This window comes from Shewanella electrodiphila, from assembly GCF_023283985.1.
Classification (GTDB): Bacteria; Pseudomonadota; Gammaproteobacteria; order Enterobacterales; family Shewanellaceae; genus Shewanella; species Shewanella electrodiphila.
In genome coordinates this window covers 178,403-197,864 of record NZ_JAKIKU010000002.1, presented here as the reverse complement: position 1 = coordinate 197,864, position 19,462 = coordinate 178,403, and the positions used below count along the sequence as shown (strand labels likewise).

Annotated in this window: 15 protein-coding genes; 3 read left to right on the top strand and 12 right to left on the bottom strand. The window is 41.5% G+C overall.

Translation table 11 applies throughout. The features are described from left to right. Window positions 1–46 precede the first annotated feature (46 nt). Window positions 47–346, top strand: coding sequence for a ribosome assembly RNA-binding protein YhbY (yhbY, locus tag L2737_RS04425; protein ID WP_055023703.1), 300 nt, complete (start codon window positions 47–49; stop codon window positions 344–346). 153 nt (window positions 347–499) lie between these two features. On the opposite strand, the gene greA is transcribed toward yhbY, so the two are convergent. From greA to dnaK, 9 genes are all read right to left on the bottom strand, one after another. After that, window positions 500–976, bottom strand: coding sequence for a transcription elongation factor GreA (gene greA / locus L2737_RS04420; protein ID WP_102526888.1), 477 nt, complete (start codon window positions 974–976; stop codon window positions 500–502). A gap of 266 nt (window positions 977–1,242) precedes the next feature. Continuing rightward, window positions 1,243–4,467: a carbamoyl-phosphate synthase large subunit gene (gene carB, locus L2737_RS04415; protein WP_248954916.1), complete on the bottom strand. Its 3,225-nt coding sequence runs from the start codon at window positions 4,465–4,467 to the stop codon at window positions 1,243–1,245. Window positions 4,468–4,494: 27 nt separating this feature from the next. Then, window positions 4,495–5,652, bottom strand: a complete 1,158-nt coding sequence (carA, locus tag L2737_RS04410) for a glutamine-hydrolyzing carbamoyl-phosphate synthase small subunit (protein WP_102526886.1) — start codon at window positions 5,650–5,652, stop codon at window positions 4,495–4,497. Window positions 5,653–5,832: 180 nt separating this feature from the next. After that, the gene (gene dapB, locus L2737_RS04405; RefSeq protein WP_102526885.1) at window positions 5,833–6,645 is read right to left on the bottom strand and encodes a 4-hydroxy-tetrahydrodipicolinate reductase; all 813 of its coding nucleotides are present in this window, start codon (window positions 6,643–6,645) and stop codon (window positions 5,833–5,835) included. A 52-nt stretch (window positions 6,646–6,697) separates the two neighbouring features. Next, window positions 6,698–7,312: a BamJ family beta-barrel-assembly machinery protein gene (gene bamJ / locus L2737_RS04400; RefSeq protein WP_102526884.1), complete on the bottom strand. Its 615-nt coding sequence runs from the start codon at window positions 7,310–7,312 to the stop codon at window positions 6,698–6,700. Between the two features lie 101 nt (window positions 7,313–7,413). After that, the gene (locus L2737_RS04395) at window positions 7,414–8,211 is read right to left on the bottom strand and encodes a M48 family metallopeptidase (protein WP_248954915.1); all 798 of its coding nucleotides are present in this window, start codon (window positions 8,209–8,211) and stop codon (window positions 7,414–7,416) included. A 148-nt stretch (window positions 8,212–8,359) separates the two neighbouring features. Continuing rightward, window positions 8,360–9,601, bottom strand: coding sequence for a DEAD/DEAH box helicase (locus L2737_RS04390; RefSeq protein WP_248954914.1), 1,242 nt, complete (start codon window positions 9,599–9,601; stop codon window positions 8,360–8,362). A 143-nt stretch (window positions 9,602–9,744) separates the two neighbouring features. Beyond that, window positions 9,745–10,878 (bottom strand): molecular chaperone DnaJ, encoded by a 1,134-nt coding sequence (dnaJ, locus tag L2737_RS04385; protein WP_102526881.1) that lies wholly within the window; start codon window positions 10,876–10,878, stop codon window positions 9,745–9,747. Between the two features lie 87 nt (window positions 10,879–10,965). After that, complete coding sequence (gene dnaK, locus L2737_RS04380) at window positions 10,966–12,885, bottom strand: molecular chaperone DnaK (protein WP_229368967.1); 1,920 nt, start codon at window positions 12,883–12,885, stop codon at window positions 10,966–10,968. Between the two features lie 274 nt (window positions 12,886–13,159). On the opposite strand from dnaK, the gene L2737_RS04375 reads away from it, so the two are divergent. Both L2737_RS04375 and L2737_RS04370 read left to right on the top strand, forming a co-directional pair. Then, a complete protein-coding gene (locus L2737_RS04375) occupies window positions 13,160–14,083 on the top strand; it encodes a DMT family transporter (protein ID WP_248954913.1) in 924 nt (307 codons plus the stop codon). A 96-nt stretch (window positions 14,084–14,179) separates the two neighbouring features. Beyond that, window positions 14,180–14,530: a hypothetical protein gene (locus L2737_RS04370; protein WP_229368969.1), complete on the top strand. Its 351-nt coding sequence runs from the start codon at window positions 14,180–14,182 to the stop codon at window positions 14,528–14,530. 173 nt (window positions 14,531–14,703) lie between these two features. On the opposite strand, the gene L2737_RS04365 is transcribed toward L2737_RS04370, so the two are convergent. The 3 genes from L2737_RS04365 to L2737_RS04355 all read right to left on the bottom strand — a co-directional run bounded on the left by L2737_RS04365 (window position 14,704) and on the right by L2737_RS04355 (window position 18,683). Then, the gene (locus L2737_RS04365; RefSeq protein WP_248954912.1) at window positions 14,704–15,972 is read right to left on the bottom strand and encodes a glutamate-5-semialdehyde dehydrogenase; all 1,269 of its coding nucleotides are present in this window, start codon (window positions 15,970–15,972) and stop codon (window positions 14,704–14,706) included. Further along, entirely contained in the window at window positions 15,962–17,101 is a 1,140-nt protein-coding gene (gene proB / locus L2737_RS04360) for a glutamate 5-kinase (protein ID WP_248954911.1), read from the bottom strand. The genes L2737_RS04365 and proB overlap by 11 nt, the downstream gene beginning before the upstream one ends. Window positions 17,102–17,393: 292 nt before the next feature. Next, window positions 17,394–18,683, bottom strand: a complete 1,290-nt coding sequence (locus L2737_RS04355) for an NCS2 family permease (protein WP_248954910.1) — start codon at window positions 18,681–18,683, stop codon at window positions 17,394–17,396. Window positions 18,684–19,462: the final 779 nt, after the last annotated feature.

Here is a 19,462-nt window from a genome sequence, read left to right as displayed (position 1 = left end):
GTAGAATAGCCGTTTTTCAACAGTAACATTCAAAAAGTTGGTACAAATGAACTTAACAACCAAACAAAAACAGCATTTAAAAGGCCTGGCGCATAACTTAAAGCCAGTAGTGCTGCTTGGTGCTAATGGTTTGACCGAAGGTGTGCTGGCTGAAATTGATAGTGCACTCACTCATCATGAACTAATAAAAGTGAAAGTAGGCTCTTCTGATAGAGAGCTTAAAAATGCTGTCGTTGACGCGATTATTCGCGAAACTCAATCAACCAAAATACAGCTTATCGGACACACCTTAGTTATTTTCCGTCAGTCTGCTGAAATGAAAGTTGCCATTCCAAAAGCAAAATAATTTCGTCAAACAACTTAAGGTCTAGGGTTCATCTTGCAGTCAATACGATTCAAATGTTCATTCTGACCTAAAAAAACCACTGTTTAGCAGTGGTTTTTTTATAACTATAAAATATCAATCTTAAGTCGTAATTAATATTGATATTAAATGCAGTTAGATATATTCAACCGCAGTAATTTCATACTCAGCTGTGCCGCCTGGCGTAGTGATAGCCACTTCGTCATCAACACTTTTGCCAATCAGTCCGCGAGCAATAGGAGAATTAACTGAAATTAAATTCTCTTTGATGTTCGCTTCATCGTCACCAACAATGCGATAAGTCGATTCAGCATCAGTATCAACATTTAAAATTGTCACTGTAGTACCAAAAATCACACGGCCAGAATTTGGCATTGAAGTCACATCGATGATTTGAGCGTTCGATAATTTGCCTTCAATATCGCGAATACGTGCTTCACAAATACCTTGCTCTTCACGTGCAGCATGATACTCAGCATTTTCTTTTAAATCGCCTAATTCACGCGCTTCAGCAATTGCAGAAGTAATTGACGGGCGACGCTCAAATTTTAATTCATCTAATTCTTTACGAAGCTGCTCAGCTCCAATAATCGTCATAGGGACGGTATTCATAATGTCTTATGTCTCCTTTAAAAACAAAAGCACCCCGTGCCAACCTAAGTCAGCACAGTTAAATCTCGATTAATTCGCATAGCGCACGATCTTTACAACATAAATGTTTTAATGATGTGGTGTCTTGCGTTGAGGATGCATCTAATGATGATGGTCTAAGCTTACATAAGCTTGAGTTTAGTTACTAGTGACTGTCAAAAAATAGTAATAAAAAAGGCTGCACGAATGCAGCCTTTTTAATCAAATCAGCAATAAATTAATCAAAATTAATTTTTAGCGATTCTTTCATGTAGTTCTTGTACAGAACTCACGTTATTTCTGTCATCAGCCGAATGCGCCATACAAGTAGCAAAGGCAGCATTTAGCGTCGTTGTGTAGTTCACTTTGTAACGTAGTGCACCACGACGAATTTGACGAGAATCTTCAATCGCTTGACGCCCTTCTGTCGTATTGATGATGTAAGTGTATTCACCATTCTTAATACGGTCGAGAATATGTGGACGGCCTTCGTGTACCTTATTAACGAGACGAGGATTAATACCCGCTTCGCCTAAAATAACTGCAGTACCGTGAGTGGCGTCAATTTGATAACCCAACTCAATTAGCTCAGCAGCAAGTTCAGCGACGCGTGCTTTATCACTGTTACGCACAGAAATTAATGCACGGCCTGACTTAGGCACTTCAGCTGTAGCACCAAGCTGCGCTTTAGCATAGGCTTCAGCGAATGTGTCACCCACACCCATTACTTCACCCGTTGAGCGCATTTCTGGGCCAAGCATTGGGTCAACACCAGGGAACTTGTTAAATGGCAAGACCACTTCTTTCACTGAGAAATATGGTGGGATCACTTCTTTAGTAAAGTTTTGCGACGTTAAGCTTTGACCCGCCATAACACGAGCAGCAATCATCGCTAGTGGAATACCAGTTGCTTTAGACACGAATGGCACTGTACGTGCAGCACGCGGGTTAACTTCAATCATATAGATTTCGTCATCTTTAACCGCAAACTGAACATTCATCAAACCAATTACGCGTAATTCCATTGCCAATTTAGCAACTTGCTCACGCATACGGTTTTGCACATCTTCACTTAAGCTGTACGGCGGCAGTGAACAACCAGAGTCACCAGAGTGAACACCGGCTTGTTCAATGTGTTCCATGATTGAACCAACAACCACGATTTCACCATCACAAACAGCATCAATATCAATTTCAATCGCGTTATCTAAGAAGCGATCAAGCAATACTGGAGAAGAGTTCGACACGCTAACAGCTTCATTAAAGTAGCGACGTAAATCTTGCTCGTCATAAACGATTTCCATCGCGCGGCCACCCAATACATATGATGGACGAACAACTAATGGGTAACCGATACGTGCAGCTGACAGTACCGCACCTTCAACCGTTGTCACAGTATCATTTTCAGGTTGCTTCATTTCAAGACGCTGAATCGCTTGTTGGAAACGTTCACGGTCTTCTGCACGGTCAATAGCATCTGGGCTTGTACCAATAATTGGCACGCCTGCAGCTTCTAAAGCACGAGCAAGTTTAAGTGGTGTTTGGCCACCGTATTGAACAATCACGCCTTTTGGCTTTTCAATACGCACAATTTCAAGTACATCTTCAAACGTAACCGGTTCAAAGTACAAGCGGTCAGATGTATCGTAATCAGTTGATACTGTTTCTGGGTTGCAGTTAACCATAATGGTTTCGTAACCGTCTTCACGTAATGCTAATGCAGCGTGAACACAACAGTAATCAAACTCAATACCTTGACCAATTCGGTTAGGGCCACCGCCAAGAATCATGATTTTGTCGCGCGTTGAAGGCAGAGCTTCACATTCTTCTTCGTACGTTGAATACATGTAAGCGGTATCTGTAGCAAATTCAGCAGCACAAGTATCAACACGCTTATAAACAGGGTGCATACCGTAGCTATCACGAATTTTACGCACTTCAGTTTCACTCACACCCAAGATTTCAGCTAAACGTGAATCGGCAAAACCTTTGCGTTTGAGCTTAAGTAAGAATTCTTGGTTAAGACCAGACATGCCCACTTCTGAAACTTTTGCTTCTTGAGCAATTAAGTCTTCAATTTGAACTAAGAACCAATGGTCAACATTAGTCAGTCTGAAGATTTCATCACGGCTTAGCCCAGCGCGGAATGCATCGGCAATGTACCAAATACGGTCACAACCAGGTTCTTTCAATTCGTGACGAATTTGCTGCATGCTTTCTGGCAATGAAATATCAACAACAGAATCAAAACCGTTACGACCGACTTCTAAGCCACGCAGTGCTTTCTGTAATGACTCTTGGAAAGTACGGCCAATCGCCATCACTTCACCAACTGACTTCATCTGCGTAGTTAAACGGTCATTAGCGCCAGCAAATTTCTCGAAGTTAAAACGAGGAACTTTAGTCACAACGTAATCAATTGCAGGTTCGAATGATGCTGGAGTACGACCGCCAGTAATATCATTCATTAATTCATCAAGCGTGAAGCCTACAGCGAGCTTCGCAGCGATTTTAGCAATCGGGAAACCGGTTGCTTTAGAGGCTAATGCAGATGAGCGAGAAACACGCGGGTTCATCTCAATGATGACCATACGTCCTGTATTTGGACAAATACCAAACTGAACGTTTGAACCGCCGGTCTCAACACCAATCTCACGTAATACTGCTAAAGAAGCATTACGCATTAATTGGTATTCTTTATCCGTCAATGTCTGCGCAGGTGCAACTGTGATTGAATCACCAGTGTGAACGCCCATCGCATCGAAGTTTTCGATAGCACAAACGATAATACAGTTATCGTTACGGTCACGAACCACTTCCATTTCGTACTCTTTCCAACCAATTAGCGATTCATCAATCAATAATTCGCTAGTTGGAGAAAGCTCAAGACCTTGAGAACAAATATCCTCAAACTCTTCTTTGTTGTATGCGATACCACCGCCACTGCCACCCATGGTGAAAGATGGACGGATAATACAAGGGAAGCCAACTTGGTCTAATACGCCGTGTGCTTCTTCCATTGTATGAGCAATACCAGCACGAGGACATTCAAGACCAATGGCTTTCATTGCAGTATCAAAACGACTACGGTCTTCAGCTTTATCAATTGCGTCAGCTGTCGCACCAATCATTTCAACGTTAAATTCTTTTAGTACGCCTTCAGCTTCTAGCTGAAGAGCACAGTTAAGTGCAGTCTGACCACCCATGGTAGGCAAAATCGCATCAGGTTTTTCTTTAGCGATAATATTGCGAACCACTTCCCAATGAATCGGCTCGATATAAGTTGCATCGGCCATTTCAGGATCGGTCATGATCGTGGCAGGGTTAGAGTTAACTAAGATAACTCGATAACCTTCTTCACGAAGCGCTTTACACGCTTGAGCACCCGAATAGTCAAATTCACACGCTTGACCAATGACAATTGGTCCAGCGCCTAGGATTAGAATACTTTTAATATCAGTACGTTTTGGCATTGCTTCTATCTTCTCCGAGTGACCTAACTATTTAGCGTTTGAACGAGATTGCTCAATCAATTCAATGAAATGATCAAACAGCGGTGACGCATCGGTCGGTCCAGGGCTCGCTTCAGGATGGCCTTGGAAACTAAACGCAGGTTTATCAGTAAGGTGAATACCTTGAAGTGAACCATCAAATAATGACTTGTGTGTCACTTTGATGTTCGCTGGTAGTGTAGCTTCATCAGCAGCAAAACCGTGGTTTTGGCTGGTGATCATCACATTACCTTTTTCAATATCGCTCACAGGGTGGTTAGCACCATGATGACCAAACTTCATTTTCAAGGTTTTAGCCCCTGATGCTAATGCAAGCAACTGGTGACCAAGACAAATACCAAATACTGGAATATCCGTTTTTAGTATTTCTTGAATGGCAGTGATAGCGTAATCACATGGCTCTGGATCGCCAGGACCATTTGATAGGAAAATCCCATCAGGATTCATCGCTAATACTTCTGCCGCTGATGTTTGCGCTGGTACTACTGTCACATCACAACCACGGTCAACTAACATACGTAGGATGTTACGTTTGATGCCGTAATCGAAAGCGACAACTTTATATTTAAGTTCTGATTCTGGAGTCTCATCAGGTAAACCACCGACTAAACGCCAGCTTGCTTTACGCCATTGATAAGTAGACTCGGTAGTGACTTCTTTTGCTAAGTCCATACCTTTTAAACCAGGGAATGCCTTCGCTGCAGCTAATGCTTTAGCTTCATCGATATCGCCGACCATAATACAGCCGGCTTGCGAACCTTTTTCACGTAAAATACGGGTCAATTTACGTGTATCAATATCCGCGATACCCACAACATTATTCGATTTTAAATAATCGCTTAATGACTGTTGGTTACGAAAGTTGCTGGCTAATAGAGGTAGATCTCTAATGATAAGACCACAAGCATGAACTGAATCAGATTCTGTATCTTCATCATTCGTACCGGTATTACCAATATGAGGGTAAGTTAAAGTTACGATCTGGCGAGAATATGACGGATCCGTTAAAATCTCTTGATAGCCTGTCATTGAAGTATTAAAAACTACTTCACCAACAGTGAGTCCATCGGCACCAATTGCTGTGCCAGAGAATACGGTTCCATCTTCGAGTACGAGTAAGGCAGACTGTGTCAACGCGACCTCCAAAAAAAAGAGCCAAGCCACTGAAATTATTTGTATTTAATTTTTACAAATCTACCAATTTACGAAATTTTGGCAAATTCCAGCGATTTTATATGAATTAAGTTAAAGCGTCTATGCTTAGTTATTTTATTTTGGGAAAATTTATTCCCAAAAAAAAACCACCGAAGGTGGTTTTTTTAAATATTAATTGAGTCCTAACACTTGCTGCATGTCGTATAAGCCTGAATCCTGATCGGATAACCAATAGGCTGCACGCATGGCACCATTAGCAAATGTCATTCGACTGGTCGCTTTATGAGTTATTTCAACTCGCTCACCGATATCGGCAAACATCACCGTATGATCACCAACAATATCACCAGCACGAATAGTAGAAAAACCTATGGTATTTCTATCACGCTCGCCAGTCATACCTTCACGACCATAAACTGCGCACTCTTCAAGATCTCGGCCAAGGGTATCAGCAATCACTTCACCCATTTTTAACGCCGTACCAGAGGGTGCATCCTTTTTAAAACGATGATGCCCTTCAGTGATCTCAATATCAGTGTAATCGCCCATGACTTTCGCGGTTAGCTCTAATAGTTTCAGCGTTAAGTTAACGCCTACAGACATATTAGGAGCAAACACAACAGGTGTTTGCTCAGCAAACGCATTAATCATCTCTTTTTGAGCATGATTAAAACCTGTCGTACCAATCACAATCGCCTTATTATTTTTTGAACACCAATCAAGATGCACAAGCGACGATTCTGGAGAGGTAAAATCAATTAATACATCAAAATGTTCTGATGCTATGTCTAATGAATCTGTAATCGCAACATTCATAGTACCCACGCCAGCCAACTCACCAGCATCAACACCAATCAGTGTAGAACCTGTGCGTTCAACTGCGGCACCTAAATATATCATGTCATGTTGCTTAGCAGCTTCAATCAATGTGCGACCCATACGGCCACTGGCACCAACAACAGCGACTCTTACTTTTGCAGTCATGTCTTTCTCCCAGTGATACAAAAACGCCTAAGTTAAACTTAGGCGTTAATCATTAAACGATTTCTAACAATTCTACTTCAAATACCAACGCCGAGAATGGCGGGATTGAAGCACCAGCACCACGTTCGCCGTAAGCTAAGTGTTGTGGCACGAATAATTTAAGCTTGGTACCAACTGGCATTAGTTGTAATGCTTCAGTCCAACCAGCGATAACACCAGAAACTGGGAATTCAGCTGGCTCGCCACGAGCAACAGAACTATCGAATACTTCACCGTTGATGAAAGTACCGTGGTAATGAGCACGAATTGTTGAATCAAGAGTTGGTTTCTCACCTTCACCTTGAGCGATAACTTCGTACTGAAGACCAGACTCAGTCACAGTAATACCGTCACGTTTAGCATTTTCAGCAAGGAAGTTTTCGCCTTCAGCTGAAGCAGCTGCAGCAGCTTCTTCTTGAGCAGCTTGTAAACGACGGCTGATTTCAGTGAAAGCCACTTGTAAGTCTTCCATTGCAACAGCGCTTTCTTTACCTGCAAACGCATCCGCTAGACCAGCTTGTACTGCAGGGATATCGATACCTTCGAAAGAGTTAGCAGCTAGTTGCTCACCCATTTGACGACCTACACCGTAACTTGCTTGCTGTTCCATTGTGTTGAACTCTGACATAACGTATTTACTCTCAATTCATCAGTTAAAATTTGCGGGGCAGTTTAGCACACTTTATAACGCTATGGGCGCTAATCTGCGATGATAATGACTATTTTTCATTAGCCTTTTTTACATTGTGTTGGGGACTGTTTTTTTGCCGCTTGATATAAAGGGGTCACCTTAGTTTGTAGCGCTTGTAAATCAGATATACGGCTTGAGTGAGATGGATGAGTAGAGAACAATTCCGGCCCTTGCTCACCGCCAGCTTTCGCCATGTTTTGCCATAAAATAACACTCTTGGCTGGATTGAAACCTGCCTTGGCCATTAACTCTAAACCGAGTTCATCCGCTTCACTTTCTTGATCTCGACCAAAAGGTAATAAAATCCCTACCTGCGCGCCAAGTCCTAAGCCTGCCATATACATGTCTTTATTTGAAACACCACCAGCGCCTAGCGCTACATCCGCTAATTGCATGCCAGTATTGGTCATTTGAGCACGAGACACTTGCTCATTACCGTGTCTTGCCAATACATGTGCCACTTCATGCCCAATAACCGTTGCTAGCTGGTCTTCATCGCTTGCAACAGTTAACAGGCCTGTGTACACCCCGATATGACCGCCAGGCAACGCAAAAGCATTGACTTGTTCAGAGTCAAATACCACGACCTCCCATTGCAAGGATTGATCAGGAAGCTCTGCGGTTATCCTGTTAGCAATGCAACTTACGTAAGCGATTTTCTGTTTATCTGTACTGACCTTTTGCTCTTTTTTCATCGCAGCAAACGATTGCCCGCCCATTTCTGTCATTTGTGTTTTATCAAATAACAGTACCTGACTTCGCCCCGTGGGTGACTTTGTCGTTGCACAACCTGCTAATAACACTGGAAGTAGTAATGTCAGAACTAGTTTTTTCATATTACATCCCTTTAAATATCTTGTTTACGCGTTAAGCCTATCTCATTGCAATTATTTTAAACTATTCCACCCGTTGATTGCACCTTTAGCCAGTTGCAGTTACAGCTACAGTCCATTGCAATATTACAGTCCACTTTCAAATTCAGTATCAGCGTATCTGCTTCTTACTAAATTGACTGGCACTGCGTTTTTTAGCCGTCCGTCGATTAGCCTGTTTATCTTTAGGCGGCCTTTTACTATTAGGATCGATGGGTTTATCCGTTACGGGAAAGCCTTCGAGTTCACTTACTGGCACGGATAACTGGCTTAATTCGCGAATAGCATTAAGCCTTGGCATTTCAGCATGACATATCAGAGATATTGCACAGCCGCTTAACCCTGCTCGTGCAGTACGACCTATTCGATGAATGTACACAGCTGCTTGCTCGGGTAATTCAAAATTAATCACCACAGGCAATGCGTCAATGTGGATCCCACGAGCCATGACATCGGTTGCCACTAATACCGTTAACTGCTTTGCCTTAAATTGGTTCAAAGTATCTGTACGTAATGCTTGGTCTTTATCGCCATGTAAGGAAGCCGCTGTCAGTTTTGCTTTATGTATCTTCTTACATAAAGCATCAGCGTCACCTTTAGCATTCACAAACACCAACACTTGAGACCAGTTATTACGTTTAATCAGATCAATGACTGCTTTTGCCTTACTGCCCTTATTGATGTGATAAATGGTTTGAGTAATATCTTCAACCGCTGTATTAACCACATTAGATTCCAGCCTAATAGCATCTCTAGCTAATATCTGCTGAGTAAATTGCAGCAAAGGTTCTGGCATGGTGGCTGAAAACAACAAGGTTTGTCTTGTGGGCATAAGTGCAATAAGTGACTTAATATCGGCGATAAAGCCCATATCTAATAAACGGTCAGCTTCATCTAGCACTAGGTGTTCTAGTGCTGCAAAGTCCACAGCACCTTGATTAACTAACGCCAGTAGTCTTCCTGGCGTCGCAACTATCAGATTTGCAGGCGTTGATAAGCGTTCAATTTGTAGTTCTGTATCTTCGCCACCACATACCACCTCTACTCGAAGATCTAAGTCTGCACCTACTCTAGATAAATCCCCAGCCACCTGCGTGGCCAATTCTCGGGTTGGCACAATAACTAAAGCCAATAGTTTCTGGCTCAGTTTCTGAATTGGCTTTTGACTCATACTATGCAAAATGGGTAAACCAAAAGCGTAGGTTTTGCCACTGCCAGTTTGCGCTAATGCCATTACATCCTGCCCTTGGATGATTTTAGGTATTGCCTGCTTTTGAATCTCACTGGGTTTCAACACTGAAGCAGGTAAAGCATCGACGAGTTTAGGGTTAAGTGAAAATGATGAAAACGACATATGATTACGCCTAATTAAACATGTGAACTCATTGAATCACGCTTTTAACAAGTGCTCAATAAGGTGATTTTATTGCAATAAAAAAGGCTGTTTACCATAGGTAATCAGCCTTTCAAAATATCAGCGTAATGTGTTTACAACGATTAACTGTTTAAATCGTGAAAAAACTTTTTAACGCCATCAAAGAAACCTTCAGCTTTAGGGCTATGTTTCTTAGATTCGCCTGTCAACGTCGCTTCGAATTCACGCAGTAATTCTTTTTGCTTTTCATTCAGGTTAACTGGTGTTTCCATCACAACCTTACAAAGCAAATCACCGACAGCATGACTGCGAACTGATTTAACACCTTTACCGCGTAAACGGAACATACGGCCAGTTTGGCTTTCTGCTGGGATCTTTAAGTTCACTTTGCCATCAAGTGTTGGCACTTCAATTTCGCCGCCTAAGGCTGCTTTACTGAATGAGATTGGCACTTCACAATATAAGTTGTTGCCATCGCGAACGAAGATATTATGTTCGCGTACCGTCACTTGTACGTATAAATCGCCTGGAGGTGCGCCAAACTCGCCCGCTTCACCTTCACCAGATAAGCGAATGCGGTCACCCGTATCAACACCAGCAGGAATTTTAACTGATAATGTTTTGCTCTTCTCAACGCGACCTTCACCATGACATTTCTTACATGGGTCTTTAATGATCTTACCGCGACCATGACAAGTCGGACACGCTTGTTGAACAGCGAAAAACCCTTGGCGCATTTGTACTTGGCCTTGGCCATGACATGTGCCACAAGTCGTTGCAGAGGTGCCTTTTTTAGCGCCGCTGCCATCACAGGTATCACATGATGCGAGTGTAGGGATACGTAACTCTTTTGATAAGCCACGTACCGCTTCTTCAAGCGACAGCTCAAGGTTGTAACGTAAGTCACTGCCTCTTGCTGCTTGACGTTGACCACCGCCACGACGACCGCCACCAAAAATATCACCGAACACATCACCGAAGATATCACCGAAATCGCCAGCGCCACCATGACCACCGCCACCGCGGTTAGGGTCAACACCAGCATGACCAAATTGGTCATAAGCGGCTTTTTTATTGGCATCGGTTAGAATTTCGTAAGCTTCTTTAACTTCTTTAAAGCTTGCTTCAGCTTCTTCATCACCTGGATTACGATCCGGGTGAAACTTCATCGCCAAACGTTTATAGGCTTTTTTGACTTCTCGTTCACTAGCATCGCGACCGATACCTAGAACTTCGTAATAATCTCGCTTTGACATAATCTCAGTTTTCTCAAGCAGGTATTGTACGAACGGGCGTTAGAGATTTCTCTCAACGCCCGCCTGAAAGTTAACTAACTAATTAGTTTACTTTTTGTCGTCTTTTACTTCTTCAAACTCAGCATCAACAACGTCATCTTCAGGCTTAGCTTCTTGTGCATCTTGTGCAGGAGCTTCACCTTGTTGCGCTTGTGCATTCGCTTGAGCAATTTCCATTAACTTAGCTGACGCTTCCATTAATGCTTGAGTTGCTTTATCAATCGCTTCTTTGTCGTTACCTTGAGTTGCGGTATCAACTTCAGCCATTGCAGCTTCAATTTTCTCTTTTTCTTCAGCTGGTAGTGCTTCGCCAGCTTCTTCGATTTGCTTCTTAGTCGCGTGAACCATGCCATCAGCTTGGTTACGCGCTTGAACTAGCTCTTCGAATTTAGCATCTTCGTCAGCATGTGCTTCAGCATCACGTACCATTTGCTCTACTTCTTCGTCACTTAGACCAGAGTTAGCTTTAATGGTGATGTTTTGCGCTTTACCGGTTTTCTTGTCAGTTGCTGATACGTTTAAGATACCATCTGCATCGATATCAAAAGACACTTCAACTTGTGGTTGGCCACGTGGAGCAGGCTCAATACCTTCAAGGTTGAATTGACCTAAAGATTTATTGTAGCTAGCTTGCTTACGCTCACCTTGAAGTACGTGAATCGTTACTGCACTTTGGTTATCTTCAGCAGTTGAGAACGTTTGGCTCGCTTTAGTCGGGATAGTGGTGTTCTTCTCGATAAGCTTAGTCATTACGCTACCCATGGTTTCAATACCAAATGATAGTGGTGTAACGTCAAGTAACAATACATCTTTTACGTCACCAGAAAGAACACCTGCTTGAATTGCCGCGCCTACAGCTACAGCTTCATCAGGGTTAACATCTTTACGTGGCTCTTTACCGAAGAAATCAGTTACTGCAGCCTGTACCTTAGGCATACGAGTTTGACCACCAACAAGAATAACTTCGTTGATATCAGAAACTGATAAGTCAGCATCAGCTAGAGCAACTTTTAGTGGCTCTAAAGAACGTTGAATTAAGTCGTCTACTAAAGACTCTAACTTAGCACGAGTGATTTTAACCACTAAATGCTTAGGACCTGTTGCATCAGCAGTGATGTAAGGCAGGTTAACTTCAGTTTGAGTGGTGCTTGAAAGTTCAATTTTCGCTTTTTCTGCAGCTTCTTTAACACGTTGCATAGCTAGCGGATCATTACGTAGGTCTAGACCTTGCTCTTTTTTGAACTCATCAGCTAAATAGTTGATTAGACGGTTATCAAAATCTTCACCACCTAAGTGAGTGTCACCGTTAGTTGCAAGTACTTCGAAAGTTTGGTCGCCATCGTTGCTATCGATTTCAATGATAGAGATATCGAAAGTACCGCCACCTAAATCGTATACAGCAACAACATTGTCGCCTTGCTTCTTATCGATACCGTAAGCTAATGCAGCAGCAGTTGGTTCGTTGATGATACGTTTAACATCAAGACCAGCAATACGACCAGCATCTTTCGTTGCTTGACGTTGTGAATCGTTAAAGTATGCAGGAACAGTAATAACTGCTTCTGTTACTTCTTCACCTAAGAAGTCTTCTGCAGTCTTTTTCATCTTTTTCAAGATTTCAGCAGAAACTTGTGGTGGTGCCATTTTCTTACCGTGAGCTTCAACCCATGCATCACCATTGTCTGTACCAATGATTTTGAACGGCATGATGTCAACATCACGTTGAACTTCGTCATCTTTAAAACGACGACCGATTAAACGCTTAATCGCGAAGAAAGTGTTAGTTGGGTTGGTAACAGCTTGACGTTTAGCTGGTGAACCCACCAATGTTTCATCTTCAGTGTATGCGATGATTGATGATGTAGTACGTTCGCCTTCTGCGTTCTCAATTACGCGAGCTTTGTCGCCATCAAGGACAGCAACACAAGAGTTCGTTGTGCCTAAGTCAATACCAATAATTTTGCCCATGAGGATCTCCGAAATATAAATTTTAGTGTTTCTAAATTTGCTTATGGTTGTTGATATGGGGTCAGGATTTGTAATTTCAAGTCCTAATTTTTTAGCCTCTCATATCAGCCTTACTGCATATATTGGGACAGCGATCTAAATTACAAGGGCGAGATCGTAAATTTTATTAAAAATATCTTAAGCAATGAGAAAATAAGTAGTGCATCCACTTTGTATATTGCATACAATCTCGGAAATTATTAAGCCTACGTTTTATTTTCAATTAGGAAAGACAGTGTCGAATACTTCTCTAGCTTATATTTATGGCCTATTGGCCGTATTGTTATGGTCAACTGTCGCGACAGCTTTTAAAATAGCGTTGGGTTATTTCACCCCATTACAGTTAGTTTTTGTTGCCGTCATCACCTCTATTTTCGCCTTAGGTATCATTGTTATCGCCCAAGGTAAATTTGGCTTAATCGCTAAGCAATTTATCAAACGCCCTCTCTTTTATTTATTCACTGGCCTATTGAATCCGTTTTTATATTATTACGTATTGTTTGAAGCTTATGATTTATTGCCCGCTCAACAAGCCTTATCCCTGAACTACACATGGGCTATTTTATTACCCATTTTAGCCGTACCTTTACTTGGCCATAAATTAACTAAGATAGATGTACTTGCAGCGATTATTGCGTACAGCGGGGTTTACGTTATTGCTAGCGGCGGGAACCTCACCAGTTTTAATTTTGACAGCCCTACAGGTATCGCATTTGTGTTAAGTAGTACTGTCATTTGGTGCTTTTACTGGGTGATTAATACGAAAGATGACGGCGATGTGATTGTTAGTTTATTACTGAGTTTTTTAATCGGCTTGCCTTTTGTCACAGCCGCAATGATGCTGCACCAACCCATTGAAGCGATCAGTTGGTCAGCGCTCGTGGCTGGGATGTATGTTGGCTTATTTGAAATGGGTTTAACATTCGTGCTTTGGTTAATGGCACTTAAAACCACTGATAAGACCTCCAATATCACCACGCTGGTTTTCCTCACCCCAGTATTATCTGTTGGGTTAATATCTGTCATATTAAAAGAGCATATAACTGTGAGCACTTATATTGGCTTGTGCTTTATATTATCTGGCTTAATGCTACAAAAAATATTGCCAAAACTGCTGCCTAAATTGAATCGTTTCTCAAAAGTAAAATATGCCAGTTAGCTGCTAATATATTGCACTATCATGCATATACTCAATAAGCTGGTTGTCAGGCAGCAGATTAATTGTTATTAATATGTTACAAGCAAAAAGAAAGCAATGGAGATATTGGCAATGGGAATGCCGCGTTGGAACTTTAGTGATGCCGTCGAAACCAGAATACGTATTACCTGTCTATTGATAACGGTAGGGATTATGGTTTATGAATATTTCAACGGTGACAGTTCAACACAATACCCAGCAATGTATATTTGCGTTTTCATTTTTCCAGCGGTCTATTTTACTAACCGCATTCAAACCAAATACTTCCCATTTATGAAGGAATATGTCCAAGCGACAAGGATTGCTGCAATAATAATGACACTCAGTAGTTTTGCCGTTTGGTGCTATGCCACGTATTTACGTTTATCAATTCCACCTATGCCAAGTCATCTCATTTTTACTCAATAACAGCTAACCTGATACAACATCCCTAATGGCTTGTAGTAAAGCTTACTAATTGGCAGATGGCAGAAAGCAAAAAAGCACCGAAGTGCTTTTTAACTATCAATCACAAACGTTAAGTAATAATCTCAAACATTAAGTATCTATCTCAAACGTTAAGTAAAAAAGAAGCAGACTAACTATCCACGTGCAGTGTAGTCACCTGTTGCTAACCATTTGTATGTGGTTAACGCATCAAGTGCCATTGGTCCACGAGCATGTAACTTCTGCGTACTAACAGCAACTTCAGCGCCTAGTCCAAATTGCGAGCCATCAGTAAAGCGTGTACTTGCATTCACATACACCGCAGCTGAATCGACTTGATTCATAAAATGACAAGTGGCATTAATATCGTCAGATAAAATCGCTTCAGAGTGACCGCTAGAATGCTGGCGGATATGTTCGATAGCCTGATCAATGTCATTAACCACTTTTACACCTAAGGTCAGTGATAACCACTCTGTTGAGTAACTCTCATCAGTAGCTGAATGGATTTCAAAGGCTTGAGTATCCACTAAGGTTTTGGTTTTATCACAAGTATAAAAACTGACACCTAATGCTGACATTTGCTTGAATAAGATTGGCAAAAATTCAGCAGCAACATCTTCATGTATCAGTAAAGTATCTAACGCATTACATACTGTTGGGCGCTGAACTTTTGCGTTAATAATCACTTCTGCACTGCGGCTCAGGTCGGCCATTTTATCTAGGTATAAATGACAAATACCAATACCACCTAAGATCACCGGGATACTGGCTTTTTCAGCACATAAACGCTGCAGCGTTTGCCCACCACGCGGGATAATCATATCGACGTATTGATCTAAGGTTAATAAACCAGTTACCAAATCTCTGTCGGTTGAGTTAATAAGTTGAACCGCATTCTCAGGTAAGCCTTGCAAGGTTAATGCTTTACGAATGACGTCGCTTAATACCTGGTTAGAAGTTAGTGTTTCTTTACCGCCACGCAAAATAACTGCATTACCCGTTTTTAATGCAAGTACTGCGATATCAACTGTCACGTTTGGTCTTGCTTCGTAAATCACTCCCACAACACCTAGTGGCACGCGACGTTGAGTTAAGCGTAAACCGTTATCTAACAGCTGACTGCTTGATTCACTTCCAACGGGATCGGCAAGATTAATCACATTATCAATATCTGCAATTATGCCGCTTAATCTATCGGTATCTAATAACAAGCGGTCAATCATGGCATCTGTTAAACCATTTTCTCTAGCCGCTGCGACATCTTTAGCATTGGCAGTAAGAATAGCTTCGCTGTTAAGTGATAACTGCTCACTAATACAATGCAATAATTCAGATTTATTTTGACTAGATAAATTCGCTAGGGCAAAACTTGCCGCTTTTGCTTGCTTGCCTAATGTGTGTAAATATTCTTTATGAGGCATGTTTGCTTCCTTTAAATTGTTCGCAGTCTAATAGAACCATATCGTTTCGATGTACTATAGAAGCGCCATAATCGTAACCAATTAATTCTTCAATTTGGTTAGAGTGTTTACCGGCAATAAGCTTCAGCGCACGTGAACAGTAACGGCTTAAGCCTTTAGCTATTTCATTGCCAGATTGATCGGTCAATAACACAATCGCACCACGCTCGAATTCGCCTTCGACACTGACTATACCTTTCGGTAATAAGCTGCTGCCAGTTTCAACCACCGCATGACATGCACCGTCATCAAGTTTAAATCGGCCTTCTGTTGCAGGTCCTACCAAAATCCATTGTTTACGGTAACTTAGTGGGTTTTTAATCGCACTAAAATGAGTGCCAATTGCTTCTTTTTTAGCAATTTTAGTCAGGACTTCTGGATGATGGCCTGAAGCAATTACAACCTCAACACCAGCTCTTTTAGCGATGTCTGCGGCTTCTAATTTAGTCGCCATGCCACCAGTGCCAAGCCCAGATACAGCGCCGCCAGCTAACTGACGTAAGTTGTCGTCAATGGTGGCTACGGTAGTGATTAATTTGGCATTGGGGTTTGATCTCGGATCTGCATCGAACAAACCTTTTTGATCCGTCAGTAGCACTAACAGATCGGCTTCGCATAGCAATGCAGCTCTGGCAGATAAATTATCATTATCCCCCACTTTGATCTCACTAGTCGCAACCGCATCATTTTCATTAATGATTGGAATGATGTTGTTTTCTAACAAGACGTTAATCGTATCGCCTGCATTCATGTATCTTTCAAGATCATGTAAATCAGCGCCAGTAAGCAACAGTTGACCGACATGCAAACCATAAATGCTAAACACTTCACTCCAAGCAAGAATTAACTGACTTTGGCCTACTGCTGCAAGAAGTTGTTTGTTGGGCATGTCATCGGGGAGTTCGGGGTATTGGAGGTGCTCTCGTCCTGCAGCTATTGCGCCTGATGTGCAAAGCACAACTTCAACGCCAGAACGAACTAACGCTGACATTTGTCGCGCTAATTCAACCATGTGCGCTTTATCAAGCTTATTACTGCCTGACGTCAGCACGCTGGTGCCTAATTTTACTACTACCCGCTGGTAAGACATTGGTACCTTTCCAAACAAAACAATTTTAGTGGAAGATTTTTATACCTAATTAGACTAAAGAATAATAGCAATGCTTAGCTATGTTAAAAGAAATTCATGACATAGATTATGATCCTGTATAAAAAAGGGCTATGCAATGCATAACCCTTAACAAAAAATCAATAAATCGATTTATTTTAGCTAACAAGATATATTTAATGAAGCCTGTAAAAACAATAGCTGAGGATTAAAATCCAAAGCAAACGAGTAAAATCAACGCAAAAAGTTAACTTAAACCCAACATCTCAACGGTTTAACCATATATAAATTTAACTAAGAATAAGACCGCAATAAATACAATGCCTAGATTCAAATCTTTAAAGCGACCAGTTAATACTTTAATGACAGCGTAAGAGATAAATCCAAAGCCAATTGCGTTAGCAATAGAAAAAGTCAGTGGCATCAGTAAACATACAATCACCACAGGCGCTGCTTCAGTGAGGTCTTCCCATTCAACATTCACCAAACCAGACATCATCAAAATAGCCACATAAAATAATGCACCGCTTGTTGCATACGCAGGCACCATACCCGCGAGTGGCGCAAAGAATAATGCAAGGATAAATAAAATACCGACCACAACCGCTGTTAATCCAGTTCTGCCACCAGCGCTCACACCCGCAGTACTTTCAATATAACTGGTTGTTGTAGAGGTACCTAAGCTCGCACCTGCAATAGTTGCCAAACTATCAGCACTTAAAGCACGCTTCACTCTCGGTAAACGACCTTGTTCATCTAAGAAACCACCGCGCTGAGCCACTGCAACTAATGTCCCTGAAGTATCAAAGAGATCGACAAATAAGAAAGCAAATATCACTGAAATCATGCTGATTTCTAATACGCTAGATAAGTCCATTTTCATGAAAGTAGGCGCAATAGATGGCGGCATTGATACAATGCCATTATAACTAACGTCGCCAAACGCTAACCCCAGCGCTGTGACGATAAAAATACTTAAAATTACTGAAGCTTTTAACCCTCGCTGAACCATAGCAATAATTAAAAAGAAACCGAGTGCAGCCATCACAGCTGGAAATGCCGTAATGTCGCCCATGGTCACTAAGGTTGCAGGACTTGCGACAACAATGCCTGCAGCCTTAAGGCCAATAAAGGCAAGGAATAAACCAATACCAGCAGCAATACCCAAACGTAAACTCATCGGAATACTATTGACAATCCACTCTCTAATTTTCACTAAAGACAGAATAAGGAAACAAATACCCGACATGAATACCGCGCCTAATGCTGTTTCCCAGCTATAGCCCATTTCACCAACTACGGTGTATGTGAAAAAAGCATTTAATCCCATTCCAGGTGCCAACGCGATTGGATAGTTGGCAACAAAGCCCATCACTAAACAACCTACTGCTGCCGCTAAACATGTCGCCACAAAAACAGCGCCTTGATCCATGCCCGCATCCGCCAACATCATCGGATTAACAAAAATGATATAGGCCATGGTTAAAAAGGTCGTGATACCTGCAACCACTTCTTGTTTTAAATTTGATTGATTCTCTTTGAGTTTGAACAGTTTCTCTAACATGAAACTTTAATCCTTGAAAAAGGGAATGGAACGGCTGTTGTCACGCCTTACTTGATCAACTCACTATGATAAGGAACTGATACAGGTGACATTTAAGTGACAAGGATTATAGGTATTTATAGGGAGCTTAACCATATTCACAATATAAACACTCATATTCGCTAGCAAGACAATTTAATAAACTGATTACTGAGGGAAACGTGAAATACAGGTAAAAAAAAGCCTACTCAATGAGTAGGCTGACAAGTTTAATCGTTTTCCGGTATGGGGATAGGAAAACTGAATCACCATTAAGTGATAAAACTTCAAAATAAACTAGCAATAGAGAACTAGCTTGTTGTCTAAGATCGCCGTGAGGCGACAGAAAAAAGGGTTGATACGGGTAAAACTTCAATCAAGGATGGGTTAGCCCTTGAATGTCATGGCATATAAACCACCTGATAAAGCATCTGAACTTAACCAAGTGTTTTGCCAATAAATATATTGATTGCCTGTATAAGACATAGTACGTACTCCAAATAAAGTTGTTTAAAACCTAGTCTTGCTGGGCTCGGTTCCTTGGAACTTACTTTTCTCAATCCATTGAGACAACTTACTTACTCGATTCCTTGGAGACTTTATCCTTCCTGGATGAACTAGAATTGAAAAGCACCGTGCTCTTCAACGAGACAAATAATACCAAAATGTAATTTTATTACAAGTATTATTTGAAATTATTTTAAATATAGCTAAAAAAGTAACTAAATTACATTTGTATGACTATATAAATACAAGCAGCT